Below are 23,401 nucleotides of genomic sequence, written 5' to 3' on the forward strand. Positions count from 1 at the left end.
TAAGGAGGGGAAACTCATGCAAAGCAAAAATAAGACAGTCGTCAAATCAATGGATATCCTTACTCTTTTCTTAACGCATTCAAAGCTAAGTCTTAATGAAATCGTACAGTTTTCAGGGATACCGAAAACATCTGTTTTTCGAATGGTGATGTCACTTGAAGAGATGGGTCTTCTCGATAAAGATGGAGGTGGAAAATACTCACTTGGGCTGTTATTTCTTCAGTTTGGCCATTTAGTAGCTGAACGGTCCGATATTCGAGAAGTAGCACTCCCGTTTATGCAAAAACTTCATGATAAGGTAGGGGAAGCCGTTAATCTCATCGTACTTGATGGCAATGAGGCAATCTGCATCGAAAAACTGGATACAAAACAGCGGGTAAGGCTTAATACGGCAATTGGCCGGAGAATGCCGCTATATGCCGGAGCGTGTTCACGTGTTATTCTCGCTTTTCAGCCGAAGTATGAACAGGAACAATATTTAGAGCAAACCGAACTGAAGTCGATCGCATCTGGAACGATTACAGGTAAAGAGAGACTTCGTATTCTTCTAGAAGAGACTCGAAAAACGGGATTTACGGTCAGTCACTCGGAACTTGAAAATTATATATCTGCGGTAGCCGCTCCTATTTTTGATCATGAAGGTTATATCATAGCGGGCATTAGTGTTGCAGGTCTTGAGGTGAACTACGAAAAGGAGTTGTTGCCTCCATTGGTTAATAAGGTTAAGTGTGCAGCACTCGAGATTTCACGGAAATTTGGATATACCGATAAACATCTTTGCTTAGGTTGATATATCAATATGTCCACGGTTGAGAACAAATGGCGATTGTCTTTAAACTTTTTCACCAGAACGACTTTTATCTTTATTGACTGTATTTCTATAATATACTGTGTATACACAATACATTATACATAATACATATTGAATTAAAAGCTCATTAACTCATGTTCAAGATGATTACGGGTGGGTAAGCAATACGAGAGGTAAGGACTCTCTTAATCGGGGGAGTGGTTCGTTATAACTGATGTTGCACCTTTTACCTTCTATTAAAGAAAATGTGGAAGAATTATCGAAAGGCCATCTTGATAATTCTTCAACACCTAAGAAACCACATCCAGAAATATAACTAATTCGGAGGTGTGTTAAATTGAGTGGGAAAAAGAAACTGGACAAGAAATCAAAAAAGATATTATTTGCGAGTTTACTTGGCAGTACCATTGAATTTTATGATTTCTTTCTTTATGGAACCGTTGCTGCACTTGTGTTTAATAAACTGTATTTTCCTAATGATGATCCATTTGTAAGTTTATTGCTTGCTTATGCATCATTTGGCATTACTTTTTTTATACGACCTCTTGGAGGGCTTATATTTAGTCATTTGGGAGACAAGTTTGGCAGGAAAAATACTCTCGTGCTTTCACTTTTATTAATGGGAGTTTCTACCGTCTGTATTGGACTCCTTCCAACATATAGCATGATAGGGCTTTGGGCACCTATCCTCCTTGTTTTCTTTCGTCTCGTTCAAGGTATCGGGCTTGGCGGAGAATGGGGAGGAGCAATACTCCTAGCGGTTGAATCTGCGCCTAAAGAAAGACGTGGCTTTTTTGGAAGCTTTCCTGCAATGGGTATCCCTCTTGGGATGTTACTTGGGACATTTTCCATTTCATTAATGAGTTTACTTCCAGAATCACAATTTCTATCATGGGGATGGAGAGTGCCATTTGTCTTAAGTGCGATTTTGGTTGTTATTGGTATTTGGATACGAAAAGGGATTGAGGAAACCTCGGCATTCAAAGAAGAGAAAGAAAAAGGAAACGTCGTAAAAATTCCACTCTTTGAGACACTCCGATATCATTGGAGAGCGGTATTGATTTCTTTAGGTGCAAAATGTGTTGAAGTGGGCCCATTCTATTTATTTTCCACATTTTTCATCTCCTATGCTACGGAAACACAGGGTTTTTCAAGGACTACAGCTTTAAATGTAGTTACGGTGGCAACAATCGTTACCGCAATTTGCATGCCATTTATGGGAATGTTGTCTGATAAAATTGGCCGTAAACGTGTCTTTCTTATTGGGACAATCGGGATAACTCTTTTTGCCTTTCCATACTTTTATTTGTTTTCCTTACAATCTACTCCTTGGTTATATGTTATTTCAATAGTAGGATTAGGAATTCTATGGCCTCCAATTGCGGCGACTATTGGTACAATGTTTACTGAAATGTTTAATACGAATGTTGGCTATACAGGAATAACACTTGGTTATCAAACAGGCTCTGCATTATTTGGTGGAACTGCTCCAATGATTGCGACTATATTAGTCGGCGCTTACAATAATTCTTGGATTCCTCTGGCATTATTTTTAGTATTTCTTTGTATCGCCTCTCTTATTTCAGTATTATTTGTCCGAAATAGTCAAAGTAACAGTATTCCTCTCTCTGAAAGTAGAACAATCGACTAAAAGGATTCAGAAAATCCAATAGGTGGGTAATGGTTTGTTTTCTACTGGGAGATCGTTGGTGAAGAAAAATCGAATCAAATGTTTGATTTAATCTTTAATAATAGTAACGTTTTCACAGTTGATGAAGATTAAAGTTGGGCGGTTGCGGTTGCTGTTAGGGATGAAGAGATGCTTTACGTGGGTGAAAACTTTGAGTGATTGAAATCTGAAGTTAAGCAGAAAAAATTAAATATCATGATTCCATTATCCATTAAGGGGAGGGATATTTTGAAAAAGAAACCAACAAAGGTTAGATGGGGACTTGCACTGTTTTTCTTTATCATCGGTGTAATCGCTTACATGGATAGGTCAAATATTTCTATAATAGCAAAGCCTATGATGGATGATTTAGGATTGGATAAAGTTCAGTTTGGTATGCTTGCATCATTATTCTCATTAGGTTACGCGTTAGTTCAAATTCCAGCTGGACTTTTGGCGGAAAAATTTGGGCCAAGGAAAATGATTGCATTTTCTCTTATTTGGTGGTCAGTATTTACAGGTCTTACAGGTTTAGTGAAATCTCACAGTCTTTTGTATGTAGTGAGATTCTTATTTGGAATAGGTGAAGGACCAATGTTTCCATCTAACGCCGTATTTAATACGAACTGGTTTAGAAAAGATGAAAAAGCTAGAGCTTCTAGTGCCCTATTGGCAGGTTCATATTTTGGACCAGTTATAGCCCCTATCGTTACGGTTTATATCTATCAATACTTTGGCTGGCAAGCTGTATTTTACATTTTTGGTATTTTTGGAATAATGATTGCAGCTGTATGGTACGTTATTGCCAGGGACTATCCTGAAATTCACAAATTAGTTAATGAACAAGAAAAGGAATATATACTTGAAAACAGAGAAATTGTTGAAACTGCTAAAGTAAGGGCACCTTGGAGTAATTTTCTGAAAAACTCTCAATTTTGGGCGTTAGGAGTGCAGTATTTTGTTGTTTTATATATTATTACTTTCTTTTTAGTTTGGTTACCTACTTATCTATTGGAAGATAGGGGATTCTCCTTAAGTAAAATGGGATTTGCTGCAAGCCTACCATGGTTGGCAATTCTGATAACTGTAATGTCTGGTGGAATTCTTTCCGACTTCTTAGTGCATAAAGGATTTTCAAAACAAATATCTAGATCCTCTTTAGCAATAACAGGCTTATTAGTATTTATTATTTCAATGTACCTGGCTGTTATGACAGTATCACCATATATGAATGTTTTGTGGTTATCATTATGCTTGGGCTCACTCGGATTCACAGTAGTGTGTTCTTGGGCCGCAGCTACAGACTTAGGGAGAAACTTTTCTGGATCAGTTTCAGGTTGGATGAACTTATGGGGGAATTTAGGAGCATTTGTATCACCGTTATTATGTGGATGGTCAGCAGAAAACTTTGGTTGGAATATCACTTTAGGAGTAACGGTAATCCCTGTGTTTATTGCAGCTATATTGTGGGTGTTTGTGAAGCCAGATACCTCTTTACTAAATACAACTGAGCAATTACCAATGAATTTTTAGTATTTCAACTGGATTAAATAGTTCAATGTCAAATTTTTTTAGTTCCTATAGAAATTTGATTACTAGGGTGAAAAAATCAATCGATAGGGGTTTGATTACGATGAAGAAAAAATACTTCTTACTTTTTTTTATAGCTTTGCTTTTTAGTTCGGTATTTACCGGGTGTTCGTTGGAAAAGAAAAGTTCGAATAAGGTGACTGGGAAGGTAACTTCGAATCAAACGGCTGATTTGATTTTTAAAAACGGTGAAGTCTACACAGTTGATAAAGATCGGAGTTGGGAGAAAGCAGTTGCGGTTAAGAATGGCAAGATTCTCTACGTTGGTGATAACAAGGGAGCTGCAGCCTTCAAAGGGAACGATACCAGAGTGATTGATCTAAAGGGGAAAATGGTCATGCCTGGGTTTACCGACAGTCATAACCATGCGTACCTAATGGCAGAAAGCCTTTTTTGGCTAAGTCTCAATCCTTATTCAACAGTGGAAAAACGCCAACAGGCTATCAAGGATTACATAAAAGAGTATCCGAATATAAAGCAATTACGTGGAGTAGGCTGGGATGACATCAAACGAGATAGTAAATCCAGAGGGCTGGCTCCTAAAGAATTGCTTGACCAAGTTGTCCCTGATATACCTGCTGTCTTTATCTCAAACGGCCATCACAGTATATTAGTCAACTCAAAGGCTCTTGAGATTGCAGGGATAGACAAAAACACCCCTGATCCGCAAGGTGGGACTATTGAACGTGATCCTAAGACAGGAGAGCCGACAGGAGTTTTAAACGAATTTTCCGCCGAAAACCTTGTAATTAACGTTCTTCCTCAACCGGACTTTACGGTAAAGCAGTATAAAAAGACGCTTTTAACTTGGCAGAAAACAGCTGCAGAGGATGGAGTTACCTCAGTATTCGTGCCTGTTCACTACCCAACGGAAAGTTTGCTTAAAGCATTTGAAGAGCTTGATAATGCGGGTAAATTGACCGTGAGATACGATTTAGGGTTATGGGCTGATGAAAACAAAGGGACAAAGCAAATCGGGAGATTAAAAGAACTCCGTGACAAATATCAAGGAAAGTCGTACAAGATAGATACAATTAAAATATTTGCTGATGGTGTCGGAGAAAATAAACTAGTTTGGGATCAAAATATATTAGAGAAGACCGTGGCAGCTTTGGATAAAGAAGGTTTTCGCGTCTATATCCATGCGATAGGCAATCAGGGGTTTTACCCATCTCATAATGCTTTAGACGCTTTTGAATATGCGGCTAAGTTAAATGGAAAAAGGGATTCGCGTCATGTAATCACCCATTTAGACTGGGTAAAGGAAGATGATGTTGCCCGGTTTAAGGACTTAGGAGTAATTCCTACTCCTCAACCTTCCTGGTTTGGTAAGGACTGGTATACCAATGTAAGAGGTGAGGGGTTGAAGGAACTTAATCATATGGGTAGCTATTTTGAAGCCGGAATACCGGTTGCTTCATCGAGTGATTTTCCTTCAACAGATACTTTTAAAAGAGATATGTATCCCCTTACAGGATTAGAAGTAGGGATAACGAGATTGGATCCAGACAAAACCACAGAAGACGATCTAAATAAAGTAGTGTGGCCTAAGGAAAAAGCTTCTCTCGAAGATATGATTACTAGCTATACAATCAACGGAGCTCATTTGATTTTCCAAGAGGATGAAAGAGGTTCTATAGAGGCGGGCAAGAAAGCGGACTTGATCGTTTTAGACAAAAATCTCTTCCAGATCCCAGTAACGTCAATTGGTGAAGCGAAGGTCTTGATGACTTTTTTCGAGGGGAAGGAAGTATTCCGTCATCCTAATTATTAATGCATCCTATATATAGACACTTGTTGAGCAATTCGAAGAAGATAGGGAAATTGTCAACCATGTGTTGCCCGTTCACTACAGACACATTTGGATACCGTGGTCCGCTTTGAAAAACTGGAAGCAGACAAAAGGATTGTCAAGCACATTAAAAGGTTTAACAAGTTACTTGGTAAGCATAAAAAAGATGGGTTGATATCCAAGGATGCGTATACCTTTAATTAAGAAGTGGCAAAAAGATTGCAAGAAAGACCTGGGTTACCAAGTTGATGTCGAATAATGTAGTTTCAAGGGGAGGGATGTTCGTGGTCCCTTTTCTTATACTCATAAATAAATAAGTTTTGAGGGCTTTTTCTATATGACACAGTAGTAATAAGCATTAATCGCATCTTAAACAATCGCGGGATTTACGTGTCATACCAGATACAATTTAACGATGACGCCATTACGGCACGTAGCTTATTTCGAACCTTATTCGTATGAACCAGAATACACGGTGAGACATCTTCGTAGCTAATGACTATTATGCAATCATAATTAATTGATGCAATATTGCATAAAACTAGTGATCCATTAAATAGTCCGTATATTTTAATTATTGGTAATATACGGATAATTCAACCGTTAAATAATCAATCTCCGCTTGGTATGGTATTTGCATATAAATTAATTAATCACGAATAAGGGTGGAGTGATACATGGAGAATGCAAAATTAAGACGTTCGTTAACAGTATTTCCCTTAGTGCTATTTGGATTGGCTTATATGGCACCTACAACAGTTTTTTCAACTTATGGAGTTGTTGCGGAAATAACGAAAGGGATGGTGCCGGCTGCTTATATCCTAGCTTTGGTAGGTATGTTGTTTACAGCCTATAGTTATGGTCAAATGGTCAAGGCCTACCCTGTTGCCGGTTCTGCTTATACATTTACTCAAAAGGCCCTTAATCCTCACCTTGGATTCTTAGTGGGATGGGTCATCCTATTGGACTATTTATTTTTGCCAATGATCAATGGATTATTGATCGCCATTTACTTAAACGCGTATTTTCCATCCGTTCCCTTTTCCGTCTGGTTAATTGCCTTTGTCATTTTAATCACCGCTGTAAATATAATTGGAGTGAAAATAGCAACAAAAATAAATCTATTATTAGTTGCCTTTCAATTCTTAATAATCGTTATATTTACATTCCTCTCGATTAAAGGGGTACTGAACGGAATGGGTTCAGGAACATTATTCATGAGTTCTCCATTCGTGAATGGCGATATACCGCTATCTTTAGTATTGGCAGGATCCTCCATTTTATGTTTATCTTTTTTAGGATTTGACGCTGTTACCACATTTTCGGAGGAGACCATTAATCCGAAAAAAATGATACCAAAGGCCATTTTCCTCGTCGCATTAATAGGAGGAGGTCTGTTTGTCGCCATCTCATACATCAGTCACCTTGTTTACCCGAATTTCCAAGCCTTTAAAGATCCAGATTCCGCTTCCTTGGAAATTGCCATGTACATCGGGGGTCATTTATTTCAATCTATTTTTCTAGCAGGATACATTACCGGGGGGCTGGCTTCCGGTTTATCAGCTCATGCAAGTGTTTCGCGGCTTTTGTATGCGATGGGGAGAGATGGAGTTCTTCCAAAGAAAATATTTGGTCATATTCATCCGAAATTTCAAACTCCAACATACAACATCATCTTAGTGGGTATTTTTGCTTTATCTGCTTTATTTGTTGATTTAGTGACAGCCTCATCCTTTATTAACTTTGGGGCGCTTGTTGCATTTACTTTTGTAAATCTTTCGGTTATCTCCCATTATTTTATTAGAGAAAAACAGCGAAAAGGAATTAATGCACTTAAATATCTAATACTTCCAATTATTGGTACGAGTTTCACAATTTGGTTATGGACCAGTCTTGATTCAAAGGCACTTTTACTCGGACTAGGATGGTTCGGAATTGGTGTCATCATGCTGCTTTCAAATACGAAAATGTTTAGTAAGCGGCCGCCAGAGCTTTCTATTGATAGTGCGATTGAAAAAGAAATTCAAGCATAAAAGCTTTATACATCAAGGAGGATAATAATGGTAAATGCAGATATCATTCTTTCTGGTCAACATGTTTTTACTGGATTACAAGATGAGCCTATACAGGCAGCTATCGCTATTAAAGATAATAAAATGATTAAAATCGGTTCTAAAGAAGATATAATGTCATTCCTTGGAGATCAAACAAAGGTATATGACTTCGAAGAAGGGCTGATCATTCCGGGATTTCATGATTTTCATATGCACATTATGATGGGAAGCATTTTACAGAAGGATAGTGCCAAATTATTTGATGCAGCTTCAGAAGAAGATGCTGCCCAAATAGTAGCCGAATTTGCAGAAACGAGACCAAATGATGAGTGGATATTCGGTGTTGGCTGGGATCATACCAATTGGAAGAATAAAGTGCTGCCGCATAGAACGACACTGGATAAATATATTTGTGATCGTCCCGTTTTATTATTCAATGCGGAAGTGCATTACGCATGGATCAATAGTAAAGCGATGGAAATGATCCAATTAACGAAGGATACCCCAAATCCGGAATATGGGGAAATTGGTAAAGATGAAAATGGGGAACTGACAGGCCTTCTATTTGAACAGGCAATAGGGTATGCATCAGAACATGCATACAAATTACCGAAAGGAAAACGTGTAAGCCTATTCCAAGATTTTCTTAATGAAACAAAAAGGTTGGGAATCACATCCGTAAATGATTTATACGGAGCTAAAATTGCTCCGAATCCATTAGACGACCTTGAAATTTTTAAGGAATTTGAGAGAGAAGGGTTACTAACAACCAGAATTCACTTTTCGCCGGAGTTAAAAATGGATGTAGCTGCCGCCAAGGAATTACAAAAAAATTATCAGTCAGACAAGCTTACCTTTTCTGGATTAAAACAATTTATAGATGGTGTCGTGACTAGTCATACTGCTTTTTTATTGGATCATTACAAAGACCGTCCTGAAACAAAAGGCGGGACCACCTATCCAGCTGAAACAATTAAACAATTAGTAAAAAAGGCAGATAAGGAAAAATTTCAAATTCGTTTCCATGCTATTGGTAACGGTGCTGTCCGCTTAGCATTGGATGCATTTGAAGAAGCGAGAAACGTAAATGGGGAAAGGGACGCCAGACATGTCATTGAACATGTGGAGGTATTGCATCCAGACGATGTTCATCGCTTTAAGGAATTAAATGTAATCGCCTCATTTCAACCTAAACATATTGAATTAATGGAAAGTGAGGCATATACGGCCAGAATCAGTGAAAAACAACAACCACTCTATTATCCTATCAAAACACTCATGGATACTGGTGCAAAAATTGCCTTTGGTACAGATTTTCCTGTAGTGCCCTTAAATCCCATGATGGGCATTTATCAGGCAATCACGAGAAAAGATTTAACAGGGAAGGCGTGGCAAGAGTCGGAAGGAGTAACGTTAGCAGAAGCGTTAAAGTATTACACGGCTACACCGGCATTCGGGTCTTTCAGAGAAAAGGAATTAGGCACATTGGAAGCAGGGAAGATAGCGGATATCGCAGTATTAAATAAAAATTTATTTAGCATATCAACAGAGGAGATTCTTGAAACAGAAGTGAAGATGACGATCATGGATGGAAAGATCATATATGAAAACCAGGTCGTCACAACCGTATAAGATAAAAAATGATAAAAGGTAGGTAGTGAGAAAATGTCAAAAGTGAAAGTTGGGCTTATTCAAATTCATTGCGGGGAATTCATTGCGGAAAATATTCAAAAAACGATAGGGAAAATAAAAGAAACAGTAAATAAAGGCGCACAAATCGTTTGCTTGCAGGAATTATTTTCTTCGCAATATTTTCCGCAAACGGTTAGTGTGAAAAATTATGATTTAGCAGAAGATGTAGATAGCGGTACATTGGCCGCAATGGGTGAATTGGCTAAGGAATTGGCCATTGTCTTGATTGTCCCTTTTTACGAAAGAGCAGGTGCTGGTATTTATTTTAATAGTGCAGCTGTATTTGATGCTGATGGGGAATGTTTAGGGATTACAAGAAAAAATCATATTCCGGATGGTCCCCAGTATCATGAAAAATATTATTTCGTTCCAGGCAACACTGGATATCCTGTCTATGAAACGGCTTATGGAAAAATAGGAGTCGGGATTTGCTGGGATGAGTGGTATCCAGAAGTTGCCCGAATTTTGAGCTTACAAGGTGCAGAAATATTATTCTATCCTTCTGCGATTGGTTCGGAGCCAGATCATCCCGAGATATCAACAAGATCATCCTGGGAAAAGGCAATTTCCGCTCATGGCATTTCTAATGGTGTATTCGTTGCTGCGACAAATCGAGTGGGCCAGGAAAAGGAGATGAATTTTTACGGCGGTTCATTCATTAGCGATACATTCGGGAATATTTTAGCTTCACTTGATGAGGAAGAAGGAATTATTGTCCAAGAAATTGATTTAAAAGAAATAGAAGAGACCAGAAAAATACTGCAATTCTTTAGAGACCGTCGTGTCGATACATACGGTCCTATATTACAAAAAGAAATACTCCCGACCCCATCCCCTTCAAAAAAGGGAACAAACAAAGCGCTGTTTAGTTGATATGTAAGAAATAGCAGGCCGGAGTACCTGCTCAGACTGTAGGCAAACCTGATAATGATCGAGTTTGCCGAAATCAATTCATTTTCCACTCTAGACACTCGTTTTCCGCGGGCGGTCCGGGAGCCTTCTAGGCACGGCGCCTGTGGAGTCTCCCTTGGAGAGGCTAAATTTTAGGCGAAGCTATTAGTGGCAGAACTAAATACACTGTGCTTGTAGCAGTTACAAATAATGACTGACTGCATTGCTTGGATAATCTATCGTTGAAATGATAAAAACCAATTTTCCTATATGGAGAGTTGGTTTTTTACGTTATTCATTGGCCGTTTTATGACAGGCATTCTATTTCTTGCTTTATGATCGGAGCTGTCGCTAAGGCGGCTTTTTCTTTATAAGACGGTTAGCTAAGAACAATATGGGAAATACTAAGAGAATGAAATTCTTACCGAATTTTCAGAAAAATACATTGACGGGAAATCAAGGTTGTTATATATTATTAATAAGTTAAATTTATTGTTATATAACAGAAGGAGGAATCTAGATGATGAACATTTATGACAAAGCTTATGAAAGTTATTTAAAGATTTGTGAAAGGTATGAAATCGAGTCGATAAACATTGACCATTTCATCAAAAATTTAACTAAAGATCAGTTGGATGAATACAGTAAATTAGCCGTTTAAACGAAAGGACGTGACTGCAAAGATGGACCTCCCGGTTGATGTAGATGTAGAAGCCAGTTAGAAACCCCACCAGTTGCTATGGGAACAGGTGGGGTTTTGTCATATGTTTTAAGATCTTATTTTTAATAGGATAACTCGGCATGTTGCACAGATATTCTTGGCAATTTATACCAGAGATGACCCTCTTTATTTGTTGTTGAGCACTTTAATAGCTCGCCCGATGACAAAGGTAACTATCAATATGTTCATCGTATTCATGGTCATGTTTGCGAAAGAACCTTCTATTGTTCGAGGACGTGTATAGGGTAAAGCCAGTATGATTGTAATTGCTGGTGTTTTATTAGTTCATCTGATCTTATAAAATCAAAGCAATAAAATATCATTTACTATTACATTACTAGTAAAAGAGAAAGGCTGTGTCATAAACTTTAAGGGGGAGGATGTAAAATTCAGAATTTTCTTGAAAGCAGCTCATGCGCATGTTAAAATTCATTTCAGGTAAGAATATTATAAATAAGATGCTTTTGATTTTTTGTTGGAACTATGTTTCCTAATAAGCAACGAAAACCGATAATGTGGGACTAAAGAATCTATCTAGGAAATAAAGTCTATGGCGACGCCTTCTTGCTTAGTACCTTAAAACAAAAAATCAGTACAATGATTGTTATACAGTTTGACATAACTAATCATTCTTTTTTTGGTTAAATAAAGGAACGGTGTTGCTTATTAGGAAACTGGGAGTGTTGATTACACATCTTCAGTTTTAATATTCTTCAAATCTATTTATAAGGGGGGAGAAAGATGATTTGAAGTGCTTCATTGGACGGGAAATAATAGGTAATAAAATTAGTTTACAGCACCGGTAAAAGTTATGGCGATGTATGTTAATGATTTATTTTGTGGAATGGAAGAAATGTAAGCGCTTGTATAAAGGTTATCAGTTGGTAATGTACCGTGTTTTTACTGTAACACCGTAACTAGTTTAGAAAAGGCACAACTTTAACATTATGGAAATGAAATCATTCAGGAGGTTTTTGTTTAATGAACAAACAACTGCAGCTGAAAAAGAAATCTAAATGGAAAGTTCGTTATACTGTCTTATTCGTATTATGGTTATGTTGGCTGTTTTCTTTCCTAGACCGAATGGTAATCACTATTGCATTGCCATATATTGGTGAAGATCTTAATCTTACGGCAACAGCTCAAGGGTTACTGTTAAGTATTTTCTTTGCGGGGTATGCACTGTTCCAAATTCCGGGCGGGATGTTATCAGATAAATTTGGCTTTCGTCGTGTGATGAGCATTGCGATTGTTTGGTGGTCAATTTTCACATCATTGACTGGTTTTATTTTTTCTTATCCACTTATGTTACTTATTCGATTCGTTTTCGGTTTAGGTGAGGCATGTTTACCAGGTGCTGCTTATAAAGGAATAGCTAATTACTTTCCCAGTAAACAACGAGGAACAGCTACTGGAATTCAGTCAACAGTTAATACTTTAGGACCGGCTATTGCTGCTATTGCTGCTGCAGCAATTATTGGGGCATTTGGATGGCGTACCGTTTTTATCGTAATGGGTATTCCGGGCATTATACTCGGTCTGTATATCTGGTTTAAATTCAAAGATAATCCGAAAGATCATCCTAAAATGACGAAAGAAGAGCTTGCAGAATTAGAGGAAGACATTGAGAATGAAAAATCGAATGAAGAAAAAAACTCAGGAGTTTCCTTTAAGGAACTATTTAAAAAACCGATTTTATGGCAAATGGCGTTCATTTGGTTCTTCTTTGATATTACTTTCTGGGGCTTCACTTCTTGGCTTCCATCTTATCTGATAAATGTTAGAGGGCTTTCTTTAATGGATACTGGCATTTTCAGTGCCTTACCGTATTTAGTAGGTACAGTCTCCATTATTCTTGGTGGGTACTTGTCAGATAAAGTAAAAGGAAAGAGGAAATGGGTGTTTATCCCTAATGCTGTAATTAGTGGGCTGGCATTATTATTAATGCTTCAATCTACTTCCACTGCAGTGGTCATTACGTATCAATGTGTTGCTGCATTCTTCATGTTCTTAGCTCAAGGAGCATTCTGGGGACTGGTTGTTGACACGCTTCCTGCGAAAATAATGGCTGCAGGTTCATCTACTGTTAACTGTTTCGGATCGATTGCAGGATTTATATCCCCGTTATTAATGGGTTATATGATTGAAAGCAGCGGTGGTTCTTACAATTCAACTTTCATATTAATGATTGCAGCCATCATTGTAGCAGCAATTATTGCCCTTACGATTGGCAATAATACCGAAAAAGAAAATTCATTAAAGTCAGGAACAATAGTGGAAGCCTAATTTGCATTGCTAATTTAGTAAGTAAATGGATTCATTTATCTTTGTTGAGAATGTTTTTTTACATGGTAATAGTATTATATTTAGAAAACCCTTGTTGAAAAGAGGCTGTCAGATGCCGAATCCTGTACATTGAATACAGACGCTTTTTTTCAGATAGTGGGTAAGAAAGAGGGGGGAATGTTGGATTTTCAGAAAAGTATTTAAAATTAAAAGGGAACACTGTTGCTTATTAGGTAACTTAAAGGGCGTGAATGAACGAAATAAGTTAAATCATCTTTAAGGGAGTTTGAATGAATGAAAGTAAATATAAAACCAAACAATGTTAGTTCATTAACAAAGGTACTTGCAGTAGCTACGCAAAATCAATTTGCTGTCGGTTCGTTTACCCCTAGAGCTACAAAGATGGTAGCTCCTATACTTAGAGCGGCCCAAGAAAAGAAATCTGCGGTTATTGTTCAAACTTCTGAGAGGGAGCAGGAACGATATGGAATTAATTTAGCGGAATTTAGCCGAGAGTTTTATCGTGTGATCCAAGAGGAGAATATTACGATCCCTGCTGTGTTACATTTAGACCATACAAAGGATTTCAATGTAATTGCAGAAGCCATCGAAGTTGGTTTTACATCCGTTATGATTGATGCATCAGAGCAACCATTCAATAAAAATATCGAGATAACAAAAAAGGTTGTTGAGTATGCACATTCAAAAGGCGTAACTGTAGAAGCTGAATTAGGCAAGATAGGGACAACCGACTTTATTGAAACCGACGTTGATGAAGAGCTATTTACAGAGCCTGAAGAAGCAAAACAGTTTGTTGAAGAGACCTGTATTGATGCATTAGCGATTTCTATCGGAACTTCACATGGGGTTTATCTCGTTAAAGATCCAAAAATTGATATTGATCGTTTAATTGAAATTCGTGCATTAACATCTGTACCTTTAGTGTTGCATGGCGGTTCAGGCACCCCTTCAGAGATGATAAAGAATGCAATTCAAATTCCTAATGGTGGAATCAGTAAAGTGAATATTGCAACAGATTTAGAACATATGATGATAAAAACTCTTAATCGAGAAATTCACGTTACAGAAAAAGAGTGGTCGGAACTACCGACTGAAACATTGACTTTAGTCCAAAACGCAGTCCAGAACGTAGTAAAAGAAAAAATTGAAAACTTTTTACTAAGTAGTGGTAGTGCTTCTTACTATGTTTAAGGAGTAATATGATACGAACCTTTGAACAGTACCCCATATATTAGACACATGGATAAACCCTTTAACCACATAATTTATGGCTATACTACTTATCGTTGAAGATAACTTTTTTTAGAAGAATTGCTAAGGGAATAGGAGGAAAAAATAATATGTCTATAGAAAGATCAAATATAGTAACATTTGCTGGAAATCCAGTTACGTTGATTGGGAGTGAAATTCGTGTTGGGGATAAAGCGCCAAATTTTGAAGTGTTAGCAAACGATCTCTCAAAAGTTACACTTGAAGATTCAAAAGGGAAAGTCCGCCTTATCTCATGTGTTCCCTCTCTTGATACAGGAGTATGTGACGCACAAACACGGCAATTTAACCAATCAGCTAGAAATCTAGGAAATGATGTAGAAGTGTTAACAATTAGTGTAGATCTTCCATTTGCACAAAAAAGATGGTGTGGAGCAGCAGGAATAGAAGAAGCCCAAACCCTTTCAGATCATTTTAAGATGTCATTTGGAACAGCTTATGGCACATATATAAAGGAACATCGTTTAGAATGCCGTGCAGTATTCGTTGTAGATGAAAATGATATCGTACAGTATGTTGAATACGTTCCGGAAATTACGGAACATCCGAACTATGAAGCAGCTATAAAAGCAATTAAATCATTTATAAAAGTTAAAAAGTGATATAAGTAAGCAATATACCATGTTTAAAGATCCTATGAAGTAAAATGTTACTGCATTAAAATCTTTTTTTCTCAGCAGATAGGCTGCCTTTCAAAAGGTCAGCCTCTTCTCCTATATGGTTATTAATAATGGGGTGGTTAGGTGCAAAAGTTGTTATTACCTTAAAGGAATAGTCTTAAGTAAAAAAATTGCATCCTGCTATAATAGTATTTATTTTATGTAAATAAGGAGATAAAAATATTCTGAATTTTGAAATTCTTTGTTGAAAAACTAAATTAGTGGTGATAGTATAAAAAATGTGAAATGTAGAATAAAATGTTATATTTTACTCACTTAATGAAACGATGTTGCTTATTGAGGGACAGGAAGGGCGGCTAGATCTTTTGAGATTTGGCAATGTTCTTTGAAAACAGACAGATTGAAGCAACTTAAACAACTTAATTTAAATGATCAATCATATGAAATTTAGTACAATAATCCAGTTCAAATTTTTTTACCCAGTATTGTATACAATACTGCATTCAATTTTGAATTCTTCATTGAGGGGAGGTATAAAGTGTTGAATAGTTTAGAAATGGATATCTATAAAAAAATCAAGCAAGCTATTATCCAGCAAAAGCTTCGGCCAAATATGCAACTCATAGAAAAGGATCTTGCTGAATCGTTTGGCGTAAGCCGTACCCCTGTTCGAAATGTTCTGCGCAGATTGGAATATGAAAAATTAGTGAAAATTAAAGAGCATAAAGGTACCTTTGTCTCCTGTTCAACAATTGAAGAAGCAAAAGAAGTATTTGAAATGAGGAGAATCTTAGAAGGGGAAGCAGTGCGAAGAGCATGCAGACTCTATAATGAGGAACAATTAAAAGAACTAGAGACTCTGGTAGAAGAAGAACGACATATTTATGGTAGTCTGGATTTTTATGAATCTTTAAAAGTCTCTGGGGATTTTCATTTGAAAATAGCTGAAATCGCAGGGAATTCGTATTTTTATCAATATCTGGAAGACTTGATATCCCTAACTTATGTGATTATAGCAATCTATGGAAGAGGTAAAATGGAAACATGTGGTTCTCACGATCATTTGCAAATTTTTAATGCCATTAAGCAAAGGGACGGTGATCTTGCAGAACGCTTATCTCTCATTCATCTTAGTGAAATTGAGTCGAATCTTCATTTTAATGAGGAATTACAGATTTCTTCTTCCTTGTCAGATATATTTCTTTAATTGTAATTTGATATACAGTTAATGAAAGCGCTTACTATTAGGGTTTTTAAGGAGGTGATACAGCCCTTCGAAAGCATTTTCAGATTTAAAGTGTTGTCATGTGGTTTTTTTTGCAAATTCAAAGAAACGTCGTTGTTTAATACGCGACAATACATCGGGTGATGGAAAATAGTACTTTTAACAAAACAAATTCGCATTTTAATTCCTGTGAATGATGAACGGAAAAGACCACTTAGAAGGAAGTTTGTAACATATCATAGCCTTGGCAAACATCTAAGACCTAACTTGTTAACCAATGCATTAAAATGCGGCAAACAATAAAAAAGGGGTTGGATGTATCATGTCTACAAATTTAGAAAGTTACGTTCCACAAGAAACGCAGATCCAACATGATACGGGTGTGGATGAATCACTTAATCCGAAAACCGAGGAAGGTAGGACGGTAAGTCCGGTAGACTATATTTTCATGTGGGTTGGTGACGGTGTTAATCTAGGTAATATGACGCTTGGAGCCAGTATGATTGTAGCGGGAATCGCTACGTTAAACATCTTTCAGACATTTGCCGCAGCTATCATGGCAATTGGTATCATTTCAACTGTTTTTGCTTTAAATGATAGGCTCGGATACAGAACGGGTATCCCATATGTTGTACAGCTTAGAATGTCCTTTGGCCTGAAAGGTTCCGTAATATCATCACTGATGCGCGGTATTCCCGCCATCGTTTGGTACGGTTTTCAAAGTTGGATTGGCGGTACTGCCTTAAATGAAATTGCGAAGATTATGACGGGTGGAGCCTTTGATAATGTTGCCATTTGCTTTGTCGTGCTGCAGTTAGTGCAAATTGGACTTTCGCTGTATGGATTCCATGCCATTAAATGGGTGGAAACGCTTGCGTCTATTGTTATTGTACTTGCGCTTCTCTATGTATTTGGCGTTCTACTAACCTCCTATAGCGATGTTATTGCAGAAAAATGGGTTCATGCAGAAGGATCATGGGGCTTACCTTTCTTTGCATTGATCATGATGTTTATGGGGAATTATGCGGCTATCTTTTTAAGTGCAGCGGACTATTCAAGAGAGCTAAAAACCGGTATTAGCGACAAAAAGCGCGGGTTTTTGTACTTTCTTCCTATTTTAACAGCGTACGGCTTGACACTTACAATCGGTGGAATGCTTGCTTCCGCAACCGGCATCAACAATCCTGTAAAAGCATTTGCGGTCGTAGTGGATAACTCGTATATTACCCTCTTTGTATCCGCATTTATTGTTTTGGGTGCGGTGGCAGTAAACATGGTTGCCAATATCATTCCGCCAACCTATGTTATTACATTGCTTACAAAAATGAAATATAAACCTGCAGTTACCATAACCGGACTGCTTGCATTTTGTTCATTCCCTTGGGTTCTTGTGCAGGATTCTTCGGCAAAGGGTCTTGGAATCTTCATTCTTATATATTCGGCATTTTTAGGACCGATTGTTTCTATATTATTAGTCGAATATTATATATTAAGAAAGCAGAAGGTGAATGTTGCAGATTTGTATAAGGAAGACGGTCCATTTGCAGGGTATAATCCAGCAGCGGTGCTTGCATTGCTAATCGGCGCCGGTGCAGCCTGTTTGAAAGTGGAGCTGGCATGGATTATCGGCGTTGTTGTGGGAGGCAGTGCATATTTGCTTTTGATGAAATTTGCATTTAAAGATTCTAAATTCAAAAAGGGTACAATTTTTGAAAAGTAGACTTGTATTTCTATGTTTCCGGGGGCTATTCTCTCTGTCTATTTATAATGGATTGATGCAAACTGAGGAGGAAATGAACAAGGCAATTGTATAATGTCAATATACTGAAAATTGCAAAAAAGGAGTTGGGAGAATGAAGTTTGATTTAGTTATAAAGAACGGAAATGTAGTAATTGAAAATACAGTGGAACAACTAGATATCGGTATACTTCACGGTAAGATTACAGAAATTTCAAAAGAAATAACCGGAGAATCTGCTGAAATCATAGATGCTGCTCATCAATATGTCATGCCTGGGATGATAGATGCCCATGTCCATATTTGCGAGCCAGGCAGAACGGAGTGGGAAGGGTTTGTAACAGGAACTCAAGCACTGGCTGCAGGAGGGACAACATCATTTGTAGATATGCCATTAAACGCTTTGCCGGCAACGACTACAAAGAGTTCACTGCATTTAAAATTAAAATCTGCTGAAAATAAGGCGTATGTTGATTATGCTTTGTATGGTGGATTAGTTCCTGATAATCTCCAAGATTTAGAAGACCTTTCTAACGAAGGCGTTGTGGCTTTCAAATGTTTTATGGCAACATGTGGCAGTGAGGAAATTGGGGATTTTAAAAATGTTGATGATTTTACTTTATATCAAGGTATGAAAAAACTATCGGAATTGGGGCATATTTTATCTATACATGCTGAGAATGCAGAGCTTACCGATAAACTGGCAATTGAAAAGAAAAAACAAGGGAAGACAACAGCAAGGGATTATGTAGAGTCCCGCCCCATTTTTACTGAGGTTGATGCTGTAAAACGTGCTTTGTTATTGGGGAAAGAGACTGGATGCAAATTGCATTTTGTTCATATTAGCAGTGAAGAGGCTGTTGAAGAAATTCTTAAAGCACGAAAACTAGGCCAAGAGGTTACGATAGAATCGTGTCCTCACTATTTCACGTTGGATATGGAAACCTTTGAAAGGATAGGACCTGTTGCGAAATGCGCCCCGCCGCTTCGTACTAAAGCAGAACAAGATAAATTATGGGAAGCTCTTAAGGAAGGGAAAATTGATATCCTGGCCTCAGACCATTCCCCATGTCCTCCAGAAATGAAGCAGAGCAACACCAATAATATGTTTGAAGTGTGGGGAGGGATTAGTGGCTGCCAAAATAATGTTGATTTAATGTTTGACGAGGCTGTTAAGAAACGTGGGGTTTCTGTAAGTGATTTTTCAAAGATGATTGCGACTAAACCTGCAGAAATATTTAACTTAAGAAATAAAGGAAGCATTAAAGTTTCCTATGACGCTGATATCATTCTTCTTGATCCAAATAAATCATACACCATTCAGCCAGAAGATTTGTATTACCGTCATCAACAAAGCCCTTATGTTGGAAGAAAGATTAACTGTCGAGTGACGAAAACGTTTGTAAGAGGACAACTAGTATTTGATGTTGAGAAAGGGATTGTAAGTCATCCAATTGGGAAGTTCATTTCGGCAAAAAATAGTTTCGTACAAGCATAAAGTTATGTAAAGAAGGTTGACCCAAAAGGGCACTTTAGTTGCCCTTAATGGCGTCATACCTTCTTTTTTGGTTTATTTTTTGACTGGTATTATGTCTGGGTATTGCTCTTGTGGTAAGATAAAGACAGGATCAGTAATATAGGATTTAATCGGAGGTTAATATAAATGGTTAAGTCAGTAGATAGGGCATTAACAATTATTTCATTAGTGAGCAAGCGTAAAGAAGGGATTGGGGTTACTGAGCTGGCCTCCAACCTAGATTTAAATAAAAGCTCTATATTCAGACTATTAAGTACTCTTGTAGATCATGGATTCATCGAACAAAATCCTGAAACTAAAAAATATAGATTAGGCTATAAATATTTAGAATTAAGTTCGATGCTGCTTGAATCTATTGACTTGAGAACTCAAGCTAAACCATTTCTGGAAGAGTTAGAATCACATATTAATGAAGTGATCCACTTGACCGTATATGATCAAGGAGAGGTAGTCTATATTGAAAAACTTGAGGGAAGTGAAACCCTTAGAACACATTCACAAGTAGGGAGACGTGCCCCAATGCATTGTACGGCAGTTGGGAAGGTAATCTTGGCCCATCTGCCATTAAATGAGATCGTAGATATAGTTGACAAGCATGGTTTACCAAAACATACTGAACAAACGATTACCGATAAAGAGTCCTTTTTTAAAGAATTGGGAAAAATAAGGAACGAAGGTATCGGTAGGGAAATTGAAGAAAATGAACAAGGAATCACCTGTATTGCAGCGCCAATTTTTGATAATCGTAAGAAAATTACAGCTGCTGTTAGTATATCAGGACCAAGCATCCGAATGACTGAAGAAAGATTAACTGAAATTAAACCAATTATAATGGATATTGGTAAAAAGATTTCCAAGAGGCTTGGTTACACAGATAATTAAATAATGTGAAAAAGAATTGGTATAATGCCAATTCTTTCGGAATGTAGACAAACTCGATGAAAATCGAGTTTGTCTATATTTTTTTGCTTGTACAAATTTGGACGTTGATTTCCACTTCAGTCACTCGCTTTCCGCGGGCGGTCCGGGAGCCTCCTCGGCGCACTTGCGCCTGTGGGGTCTCCCTTGGACTCGCTATTCCCGCAGGAGTCTCGCGCCTTCCGTTCCAATCAACTATGTATAAAAATTTGGATAGAACTCCTTTTGCCTACAGTCTCTTTTGTTTTAGAATAGATCTATTAAAACTTGAGGTGATGAGGATGCTTTAGAAACATCCTTCTATTCAACGTGATCAACTTGAAATGATTACTTTAGATCAACTGGTGCCGGCGAACCATTTGTTTCGTAAAATTGAGGTTCCATTGACTTCACTTTCATTTAGACTTGGTGAAAGATATGTATTCAGGTAGGACGCCCAAGTATTTCTCTTAACCTTTGGTCAAAATTTCAAAGGGAAGTTTAAAAGGGGTTAGAAATTTTTAAATTCCGAACCCCTGTTGTCTACAAACTAAAAGAATTGGTATAATGCCAATTCTTTTTTTGTGGAAATTTATTGAATCAAGTTTATCTTTGAATAGGAACTTGTTTTGCCCTGCGAAAATTTTTATAAAAAATTTAATGGTAAAATACTTGAAATATTCAAAAAACGGTGATAATATCAAAATAAGAAACAAGGTTAGTTAATAAGCAACAAATTACTTATTTTTATTTTTTTAATCATTTAATGAAACGACGTTGCTTATTGTGCGACTAAAAGGAGGAGTAAATTGTGGATTTTTCTAAAGAGAAAGGCGAATTTTATAATAATCTAACGAAAACGATTCGCCGGCACATAGTCAAAATGACGAACCATGCTGGAAGTGGTCATCCTGGAGGTTCTTTATCGGCAACTGAATTAATGTCCGTCCTATTTTTTGAACACATGAATGTTGATCCTGACAACCCAGATTGGCAAGACCGAGATTGTTTCTTCTTATCTAAGGGGCATTGTACACCTGTATTTTATTCAGTATTAGCTGAAAAAGGTTTCTTCCCGGTTGAAGAATTAATGACATTCAGGGATGTTGACGGTAGGTTACATGGACATCCATGTGGAGAGCATATTCCAGGTGTAGACATATCTTCAGGATCACTTGGTCAAGGATTATCGGTAGCTAATGGTGTTGGATTAATTGCAAAACTGGATGGCAGCAATAGAAGATCCTATTGCATGATAGGTGATGGAGAATTACAAGAAGGTCAAGTTTGGGAAGCGGCAATGACAACTGCACATTACAATCTTGATAACGTTTGTGCGATTATCGACTGGAACAAAATTCAACTTGATGATTTTGTTGAAAATGTAAAAGGTGTAAAAAATCTTGGTGATAAATTTAGAGCTTTCGGTTGGCACGTTGTTGAAATTGATGGTCATGATATTCATGCAGTTAATGAAGCGTATAAAGAAGCTAAACGCACTAAAGGCAGACCTACTGCAATTCTAGCTCATACGGTTAAAGGCAAGGGAGTTTCATTTATGGAAGATACCCATGAATGGCATGGAATGGCTCCGAATGATGAGCAATTAGAAATCGCTTTAAAGGAGTTGGCTTAAGATGGCAAATCAAGAAGCGCCACGTAAAGGTTTTGCTGATGCACTAATTAGACTTGGAGAAAAACATGACAATTTAGTGGTACTTGACGCGGACTGCGCAAAATCGAATATGACAAATCTATATAAAAATAGATTTCCAGAACGCTTTTTTAACATCGGTATTTCTGAATGTGATTTAGTAGGTACCGCAGCCGGTATGGCAGTGGCGGGTAAAGTACCATTTGCCAATGCTTATGCAAACTTCCTTACTGGGCGCGCATTTGATCAAATGAGAATTTCAGTATGTTATTCAAATAACAATGTGAAAATTGTCGGTCATAACGCTGGTACATCAGCTGCACAAGAAGGTGCAACACATTTACCGCTTGAAGATATTTCTTTAATGCGCTCACTTCCACGTATGACGGTAATTGTTCCAGCTGATGCGGTTGAAATGGAAAAAGCAGTAGAAGCTGCTTATTACCATGAAGGACCAATTTACCTCCGTGTTGGCAAATTACCAGTACCGATCGTTACCAAAAAAGAAGAACCATTCAAAATAGGTAAAGCAATTAAATATCGTGAAGGATCAGATATAACAATCATCAGTACTGGGATAATGCTTGATGAATCACTAAAAGCAGCAGGTGAATTGGAAAAGCAAGGTGTAAGCGCCGAACTTTTACACATCCATACAATTAAACCTATTGATAAAGAAGCCATTATTGCATCTGCTGCGAAAACAAAACATGTCATCACAGTTGAAGAGCATTCAATTATAGGTGGATTAGGTAGTGCTGTTGCTGAAGTATTATCGGAAAACCAACCAGCTAAATTAAGAAGAATCGGTACAAATGACCGTTTTGGGGTTTCTGGAAAAATGGATGAATTACTTGATTTATTTGAATTAAGAGCACACCGAATTATTTCTACTGCAAATGAATTATTAGGGCATAGAGTAACTAGCTAATCA

Annotated in this window: 17 protein-coding genes and 1 pseudogene; all 18 read left to right on the forward strand. The window is 37.4% G+C overall.

All coding sequences use genetic code 11. The features are described 5' to 3' along the window. Positions 1–16 precede the first annotated feature (16 nt). On the forward strand, positions 17–790 hold the full coding sequence (locus tag OTG27_RS06635; protein WP_268936559.1) for an IclR family transcriptional regulator: 774 nt from the start codon (positions 17–19) through the stop codon (positions 788–790). A gap of 358 nt (positions 791–1,148) precedes the next feature. Further along, the gene (locus OTG27_RS06640; RefSeq protein ID WP_268936560.1) at positions 1,149–2,462 is read left to right on the forward strand and encodes an MFS transporter; all 1,314 of its coding nucleotides are present in this window, start codon (positions 1,149–1,151) and stop codon (positions 2,460–2,462) included. A 267-nt stretch (positions 2,463–2,729) separates the two neighbouring features. Then, positions 2,730–4,013 (forward strand): MFS transporter, encoded by a 1,284-nt coding sequence (locus OTG27_RS06645; protein ID WP_268936561.1) that lies wholly within the window; start codon positions 2,730–2,732, stop codon positions 4,011–4,013. A gap of 100 nt (positions 4,014–4,113) precedes the next feature. Beyond that, positions 4,114–5,844, forward strand: a complete 1,731-nt coding sequence (locus tag OTG27_RS06650; protein WP_268936562.1) for an amidohydrolase — start codon at positions 4,114–4,116, stop codon at positions 5,842–5,844. 75 nt (positions 5,845–5,919) lie between these two features. Continuing rightward, positions 5,920–6,066, forward strand: a pseudogene (locus tag OTG27_RS26650) (FIMAH domain-containing protein); the annotation flags it as partial. Positions 6,067–6,539: 473 nt separating this feature from the next. Next, complete coding sequence (locus OTG27_RS06655; RefSeq protein ID WP_268936563.1) at positions 6,540–7,895, forward strand: APC family permease; 1,356 nt, start codon at positions 6,540–6,542, stop codon at positions 7,893–7,895. A 27-nt stretch (positions 7,896–7,922) separates the two neighbouring features. Beyond that, positions 7,923–9,548 (forward strand): amidohydrolase, encoded by a 1,626-nt coding sequence (locus OTG27_RS06660; RefSeq protein WP_268936564.1) that lies wholly within the window; start codon positions 7,923–7,925, stop codon positions 9,546–9,548. 33 nt (positions 9,549–9,581) lie between these two features. After that, positions 9,582–10,481: a carbon-nitrogen hydrolase gene (locus OTG27_RS06665; RefSeq protein ID WP_268936565.1), complete on the forward strand. Its 900-nt coding sequence runs from the start codon at positions 9,582–9,584 to the stop codon at positions 10,479–10,481. Between the two features lie 538 nt (positions 10,482–11,019). Next, positions 11,020–11,160, forward strand: coding sequence for a hypothetical protein (locus tag OTG27_RS06670; RefSeq protein WP_153246179.1), 141 nt, complete (start codon positions 11,020–11,022; stop codon positions 11,158–11,160). 1,041 nt (positions 11,161–12,201) lie between these two features. Next, positions 12,202–13,506 carry an MFS transporter gene (locus OTG27_RS06675; RefSeq protein WP_057275692.1) on the forward strand — a complete coding sequence of 435 codons (1,305 nt, stop codon included), beginning with the start codon at positions 12,202–12,204 and terminating at the stop codon, positions 13,504–13,506. 294 nt (positions 13,507–13,800) lie between these two features. Next, complete coding sequence (locus OTG27_RS06680) at positions 13,801–14,718, forward strand: class II fructose-bisphosphate aldolase (protein ID WP_268936566.1); 918 nt, start codon at positions 13,801–13,803, stop codon at positions 14,716–14,718. A gap of 149 nt (positions 14,719–14,867) precedes the next feature. Next, a complete protein-coding gene (tpx, locus tag OTG27_RS06685; RefSeq protein ID WP_268936568.1) occupies positions 14,868–15,398 on the forward strand; it encodes a thiol peroxidase in 531 nt (176 codons plus the stop codon). Between the two features lie 559 nt (positions 15,399–15,957). Beyond that, positions 15,958–16,623, forward strand: coding sequence for a GntR family transcriptional regulator (locus OTG27_RS06690; protein WP_230134720.1), 666 nt, complete (start codon positions 15,958–15,960; stop codon positions 16,621–16,623). Positions 16,624–16,963: 340 nt separating this feature from the next. After that, entirely contained in the window at positions 16,964–18,361 is a 1,398-nt protein-coding gene (locus tag OTG27_RS06695) for an NCS1 family transporter (protein ID WP_057275695.1), read from the forward strand. Positions 18,362–18,494: 133 nt separating this feature from the next. Next, positions 18,495–19,877, forward strand: coding sequence for an allantoinase AllB (gene allB / locus OTG27_RS06700; RefSeq protein ID WP_268936569.1), 1,383 nt, complete (start codon positions 18,495–18,497; stop codon positions 19,875–19,877). 165 nt (positions 19,878–20,042) lie between these two features. Further along, the gene (locus tag OTG27_RS06705) at positions 20,043–20,798 is read left to right on the forward strand and encodes an IclR family transcriptional regulator (protein WP_268936570.1); all 756 of its coding nucleotides are present in this window, start codon (positions 20,043–20,045) and stop codon (positions 20,796–20,798) included. A gap of 826 nt (positions 20,799–21,624) precedes the next feature. Continuing rightward, positions 21,625–22,449, forward strand: a complete 825-nt coding sequence (locus OTG27_RS06710; protein ID WP_098866690.1) for a transketolase — start codon at positions 21,625–21,627, stop codon at positions 22,447–22,449. A 1-nt stretch (position 22,450) separates the two neighbouring features. Beyond that, positions 22,451–23,398, forward strand: coding sequence for a transketolase family protein (locus OTG27_RS06715; RefSeq protein WP_034314953.1), 948 nt, complete (start codon positions 22,451–22,453; stop codon positions 23,396–23,398). Positions 23,399–23,401 lie beyond the last annotated feature (3 nt).

The sequence above is a fragment of the Peribacillus sp. AS_2 genome (assembly GCF_026891895.1).
GTDB classification, from domain to species: domain Bacteria; phylum Bacillota; class Bacilli; order Bacillales; family DSM-1321; genus Peribacillus; species Peribacillus frigoritolerans.